Origin of the sequence: Succinivibrio sp. (assembly GCF_045124615.1) — a bacterium.
GTDB classification, from domain to species: domain Bacteria; phylum Pseudomonadota; class Gammaproteobacteria; order Enterobacterales; family Succinivibrionaceae; genus Succinivibrio; species Succinivibrio faecicola.
The window spans coordinates 1-6,296 of sequence record NZ_JBGVMC010000092.1 but is presented as its reverse complement, the minus strand read 5'-3'; the positions used below and the strand labels follow the sequence as shown (position 1 = coordinate 6,296).

The 6,296-nt window shown below is 35.2% G+C and carries 5 protein-coding genes; 3 read left to right on the top strand and 2 right to left on the bottom strand.

Going from position 1 to position 6,296, the window contains the following annotated elements:
- A partial coding sequence (locus ACJML3_RS02550; protein ID WP_406020327.1) for a DNA polymerase occupies positions 1 to 1,666 on the top strand: 1,666 nt, incomplete at its 5' end.
- Here the strand turns inward: ACJML3_RS02550 and ACJML3_RS02545 are convergent.
- A complete protein-coding gene (locus tag ACJML3_RS02545) occupies positions 1,663 to 2,403 on the bottom strand; it encodes a UDP-2,3-diacylglucosamine diphosphatase (protein WP_219937626.1) in 741 nt (246 codons plus the stop codon). The two genes, ACJML3_RS02550 and ACJML3_RS02545, sit on opposite strands and share 4 nt — an antisense overlap.
- Positions 2,404 to 2,417: 14 nt before the next feature.
- A complete protein-coding gene (locus ACJML3_RS02540; RefSeq protein WP_406020325.1) occupies positions 2,418 to 2,912 on the bottom strand; it encodes a peptidylprolyl isomerase in 495 nt (164 codons plus the stop codon).
- A 185-nt stretch (positions 2,913 to 3,097) separates the two neighbouring features.
- On the opposite strand from ACJML3_RS02540, the gene cysS reads away from it, so the two are divergent.
- The gene (cysS, locus tag ACJML3_RS02535; protein ID WP_406020323.1) at positions 3,098 to 4,468 is read left to right on the top strand and encodes a cysteine--tRNA ligase; all 1,371 of its coding nucleotides are present in this window, start codon (positions 3,098 to 3,100) and stop codon (positions 4,466 to 4,468) included.
- A gap of 129 nt (positions 4,469 to 4,597) precedes the next feature.
- On the top strand, positions 4,598 to 6,296 hold a 1,699-nt coding region (locus ACJML3_RS02530), incomplete at its 3' end, for a DUF2813 domain-containing protein (protein ID WP_406020321.1).

The window sequence follows — 6,296 nt, the reverse complement described above, 5'->3', positions numbered from 1 at the left end:
CGAGGGTGAAGCTTTCTATATTCCTATCAATCACTGCTACATAAATGTGGGAGCTCAGCTTGATCCTGAAATCATAAAAGAGCTTCTTATTCCTGCATTAAACAGAAAAGATCTTAAGATCATAGGCCATAACATTAAATTTGATCTTGAAGTAATGCATTATCAGGGCATGGAATTAAATCTTGGCAATATATATGCTGATACCATGATCCTAGCTCATTTGCTTGATAGCAGTGCAGCTGTAAATATGGATGATTTAGCAAAAACAGTTCTGTCATACAAAACAATATCTTATGAAGAAGTTGTAGGTGACAAGAAGAAGGTTCTAATCAGCCAGTGTCCTATTGAAAAAGTCCTTGATTATGCAGCAGAAGATGCAATTGTCACATTCCGTTTATACAAGGAATTAAGCCAGAAACTTTTCTTATCCCAAAAGGATACAGAGTTATTCTTTGATATGGAAATGCCTCTTTTGAAGGTTCTTTATAAAATGGAACTCAATGGTGTTTATGTAGATAAGAATGAATTAGAAAAACAGAATGTTGTACTAAAAGAAGAGCTTGTAAAAATACAGTCTCAGATTTATGCAAGCTGTGATTGCGAATTCAATATCTCATCTCCAAAACAGCTCTCTGAGGTTCTGTTTACAAAAATGCAGATCCCATATCCAAAGAAAGTAAAGGCAGGAGCAAAACTGTCAACTTCAGAGGAAATACTTGAGGCAATAGCTCCTAATTATGATGTTGCAAATCTGATTTTAAGATACAGAGAGCTTAGCAAGCTTATTTCAACATATACTGAAAAGCTGCAGACTATCATTGATGGGACAACAAATCGCATCTATTCTTCATTCAATCAGGCAGGAACTGTAACAGGCAGATTATCAAGCTCTGATCCTAATTTACAGAATATTCCTGCAAGAACTCCTGAAGGAAAGAGCATTAGAAAAGCTTTCGTCGCACCTTCTGGATATACACTTGTCGCAGCTGATTATTCTCAGATAGAACTTAGAATAATTGCTCATATGAGTGAAGATCCAACCTTAATAAAGGCTTTTAACGAAGGATATGACATTCATAAAGCAACAGCTGCAGAGGTTTTACAGATCCCACTTGATAGCGTAACTTCAGAGCAGCGTTCACATGCTAAGGCTACTAATTTTGGTTTGATGTATGGAATGAGTTCTTTTGGCCTGGCAAAGCAGACTCATATGAGCCAGAGCGAAGCTAAGGTATATATGGAGCGTTACTTTGCAAGATATCCAAAGCTGAATTCTTTCATGGAAGAGATTAAACAGTTTGCAAAGACAAATGAATTTGTAAAAGCTGTAGATGGAAGAAAGATAGGTACTCCAAACGTAAATTCTTCAAATGCACTTATGTCAAAAGCAGCTTTAAGAGCAGCAATTAATGCTCCTATGCAGGGATCTGCTGCAGACATAATCAAGATTGCAATGATAAGAGTGAATGAATGGATAGATTCATTACCTGAAAATACTGTAAGAATGACTGTTCAGGTACATGACGAACTGTTGTTTGAAGTGAAAAATGAATTTTTAGATACAGCTATATCACAGATAGAAAAAATCATGTCAGAGGCATATAAACTCAAAGTTCCTCTGATTGTTGGAGTAGGAGCAAGCTCAAATTGGGCAGATGCTCACTAGAAATTCTTCTCCATTTTTCGCTGAACTAGCTTTAGTTCATTTCTATCTATTTTTATGTAGCTGAAATTTGAATCCCACATACCGAGACCTAATCGGTATGTGCCCTCTCCAAATGCATTATCTTCTCCACCGTATACATGGAAGTGACCATGGATGAGAAGTTTGCATTTTGCTTTCTCCAAAAACATCCTGCCAAGTTTTTTCACATTTGGATTATTAAGGTGTCTTTCAAGATCGTTTCTAGATTCTCTGTTTTCTGATTTATTGCGGATTTTATTGCCGATGTTTTCTCTTGTTGATAGAGGAAGACACATAAAGACCGCTTTAACTAGTGGATTATTAGAGAAACGTTTAAAATTCTGATAGGACCTGTCCTGAGCACAAAGCTGATCTCCGTGCATCAGTAGAGCATTACCATTGACTGTTGGAATTGCATAGAAATCTGAAATCAGAGTCATACAAAAGTAGTCAGCGGCTTTACTATCCACCAGAAAATCACGATTTCCTCTTTGGAAAAGAGTTGTTACTCCTCTTGCATGTGCCTTAGAAATAATAGCTCTGATTTTCTGATGGAAAGCTGATTTAGGATCAAGACCAACAAATACATCAAACATATCTCCAAGAATGATCAATCGATCATTGAGAATAAGTGTTTTATCATAGAAATTAGCCAATGCGTTTAGTAACAGAGGTTTATTCTCTGATAAATGAAGATCTGCAATGATGTATGTAGCCATTTTATTTCCTAAAATTAAGCATCAAAAGTTGCATCTAAGATTTCAACTGTCTCTACAGGTACGTCCCGATAGTAAGAAACAGTTGTAGTCTTTGATTTTTCAATCTTATCAACTACATCCATACCCTGAACAACTTTTCCGAATACGCAGTAGCCCCAGCCATTTAAATCTTTTGATCTGAAGTTTAAGAATGAGTTATCAACTGTATTGATAAAGAACTGAGCTGTAGCAGAGTGTGGATCCTGTGTTCTTGCCATAGCAATTGTTCCACGATCATTCTTTAAACCGTTATCTGCTTCGTTCTTGATAGGAGCATTAGTTGGCTTGTTGTCCATATCAGCAGTAAGACCGCCACCCTGAATCATGAAGCCTTTGATAACGCGATGGAAAATTGTACCCTTATAGAAACCTGACTTTACATACTCTTCAAAGTTCTTTGCAGTAACAGGAGCCTTGTCGTAATCAAGCTCAATAACGATATCACCTAAATTTGTTTTTAAAGTAATCATAATATTTTTCCATTGATTAAAGATTAGATAGAAAAATTTTACAGTGAATAAACAAAAACTGCTAGTAAAAGAAGAAACGATATCATTAAAAACTGTCATTTTTTTCTAATTGTCATTATCGGTCTCAAATTTTTGCTAAAATACTCACATTAATTTTGTGGAATAAAAATTTCAAGAGAATAAATATGCTTAAGATTTATAACACCTTGACTAGAAGCAAACAGGAATTCAAGCCAATTGAAGAGAATAAGATTGGCATGTATGTCTGTGGTGTTACAACCTATGATTTATGTCATATCGGTCATGCTCGCACCTTTGTAAACTTTGACGTGATTGTACGTTATTTAAGATTTTCAGGTTACGATGTAACTTATGTAAGAAACATCACCGATATTGATGACAAGATTATCAAGCGTGCTAATGAGCGCGGTATAAGTGCAAAAGATCTTGCAAATCAGTTTATCGATGAAATGCATAAGGATTTTGATTCTCTGAATATCAAACGTCCTGACATTGAACCAAAGGCAACAGAAACAATTGAAGATATCATTGCTTTTGTTCAGAAACTTATCGACAACAAGAATGCATATGTATCAGAAAATGGTGACGTTGTATTCGATATCAACTCATTTAAGGATTATGGCAAACTTTCAGGTCAGATCCTTGATGAACTGCAGGCTGGTGCAAGAATTGAAGTTGCAAAGAGCAAGCACAATCCATTAGATTTCGTCTTATGGAAAATGTCAAAAGAAGGTGAACCATACTGGGATTCACCATGGGGTAAGGGAAGACCTGGCTGGCATATTGAATGCTCTGCAATGAACAACAAGTATTTAGGTTCAGAGTTTGATATTCACGGTGGTGGTTCAGATCTGATTTTCCCTCACCATGAGAATGAAATTGCTCAGAGCTGCTGTGCAAATCATACCTCATATGTACATTACTGGATGCACTCTGGCATGGTAATGATCAATGAAGAGAAGATGTCTAAGTCTTTAAACAATTTCTTTACAATTAGAGATGTTCTCAAGACTTATGATGCAGAAACTGTAAGATTCTTCCTTTTATCAGGTCAGTACAGAAGCCCTCTTAACTATTCTCAGGAAAATCTTGATAAGGCAAGAGCAGCATTAAACAGATTCTATACAACCTTGCGTGATGTTAAATCAATCAAGGAAGTATCAGGTGATGATGAGTATGTTGCAAAATTCAAGGAGTACATGGATGATGATTTCAATACTCCTGGTGCAATATCTGTACTGTTTGATCTTGTAAAGCAGATTAACAAGGCTGATGATGAAACTGCAGCTGTTTTAGCTGGCAGATTAAAGCAGCTATCTTCAGTATTAGGTATTCTTGAACAGGATCCTGCAACATTCTTAATGTCTGGTGCTAATAATGATGATGCTCAAGAAATTGAGGCTTTAATCAAAGAGCGAAATGATGCAAGATTAGCAAAAGACTGGGCAAGAGCAGATGCTGCAAGAGACAAGCTCAAGGCTATGAATATTGAGCTTGAGGATGGGCCAAACGGTACAACATGGCATCGTAAATAATATATTGCCCTTAATTAAAATATATTTGAAAAGTGTTGATAGCTTCATATATCAACACTTTTTTTATATTTTCTTTTAAGGATTTTTACATATTTGTCCTACTCTTAACATATAAGCAAAAGGATAATTATGTATTTAGAAAAAGCAGTTATTGTTAATTTCAGAGGTATAAGAAAGCTCTGCGTTGATTTTCAAGAAGACAGTACAGTTCTTATTGGTGAGAATCACTGGGGTAAAACATCATTACTACGTGCTTTGTGGATGGTGTTAGGTCAGGGGGAACAGCTGTGTAAATTTACAAAAGATGATTTATACGTTCCTATAGAAGTCTCTAACGAAAGTCAGATCTTTGATTTTAATGAAAATGATACACAAAGACCACCTATAGACTTTACAGATAAATCATATTCTGTAAATTCAGATAACCTGTCTACAGAAAAAAAGCATCCTTTTGCAAGATTTTTCAATCCTATTCTGCAAAGAAGGCGTTTAAAGAAGCTAAATTTTAATGGTGTCAGAAAAAATGATAAATCATTCTTTGACGATCTAAATAAGTATATAGATAAACATTTACCTGAAATAGAAAAGGCAGATCAGTATGATTCTACAGATAGGCATATAAGAATAGATCTGTACTTTAAAGAATCCTTAGTTGGCGATAAATCAATATATGATGAGTCTTTAAAACCTTACTGGTATTTTGATAAGGATGGGCAGTATTCACTTCATTATCAGATTGTTGCCTTTCATGATGAAAATCTAAACAAGTTTGTAACAAGACATTCTTTATTGAATCAGAACAATCAGACTCATAAATTTGATGAATGTTTAAAGAAAGCTATTCTATCAATCATAAAGCTAAATCCTGTGTTCAGACTTCGAGACAGCCGTATGGAAGCTGCTAATACAACAGGAGCTTTTTACAGTAAACAGCCAAAACTAAAAGAGCTTTTAGACAAGCTATCAGAAGATAATGAATTATCCGCAGAATATGTAAATTCAGTGGTGAACGGTTTAGTTTCTAATTTTGGATCTTTTGTTGAAAAATATTTAACCTGTTATACAAGTTTAGATGACAAAAAGGATGAGAAAACTCAAAAGCGTAATCTTGATGACATTGTAAGAAGACCTGTATCACTTGAGTCTCTTGCAAATATCAAAAGAATGTTAAAAGCTCCTGGTGTAAATAAATCAAAAGCTTTAGCCTCCTACATTTCAATCAATATGCTCATATCAAACAAGGATAGAGAAATTGATCCTAACAGTCAGCCAATAATTATTCTTGAGGATATTGAATCTCGTTTTCATCCATCTTTACTTTTGTCTTTGTGGTCGATTCTTGAACAGACTCAGTCTCAAAAAATTGTTACCACAAACAGTGGAGATCTGCTATCTTCCATTCCTCTTGACAGTCTACGCAGATTAGACAGAAGAGTTTACGACACAATCTGTTATAAGATTGAGAAGCATTCTTTAAGTTATGAAGATTTAAGAAGAATAGCTTTTCATATCAGACTTAATAGACCAATGGCTCTTTTTGCAAGAACATGGCTACTTGTTGAGGGAGAAACTGAAGTCTGGTTACTGACACAGATTGCAAATATTCTTGGTGTATCTTTGCCATGTGAAGGTATCAGAATCATTGAATTTGCACAGTGCGGCTTAAAACCACTGATAAAACTAGCATTAGAGCTTGGAATTAATTTCCATGTTTTAGCAGATGGTGATGAAGCTGGAAACAAGTATGCTGATACGACAAGAGCTTTTATCGGTAAAAAGAAACCTGAAAAATATCTGACTGTATTGCCTCATAAGGACATAGAGCATT

Bases quoted from the DNA above. Each gene is read 5' to 3' on its own strand.
- ACJML3_RS02545 (WP_219937626.1), bottom strand. From the start codon at position 2,403: ATGGCTACATACATCATTGCAGATCTTCATTTATCAGAGAATAAACCT.
- ACJML3_RS02540 (WP_406020325.1), bottom strand. From the start codon at position 2,912: ATGATTACTTTAAAAACAAATTTAGGTGATATCGTTATTGAGCTTGAT.
- cysS (WP_406020323.1), top strand. From the start codon at position 3,098: ATGCTTAAGATTTATAACACCTTGACTAGAAGCAAACAGGAATTCAAG.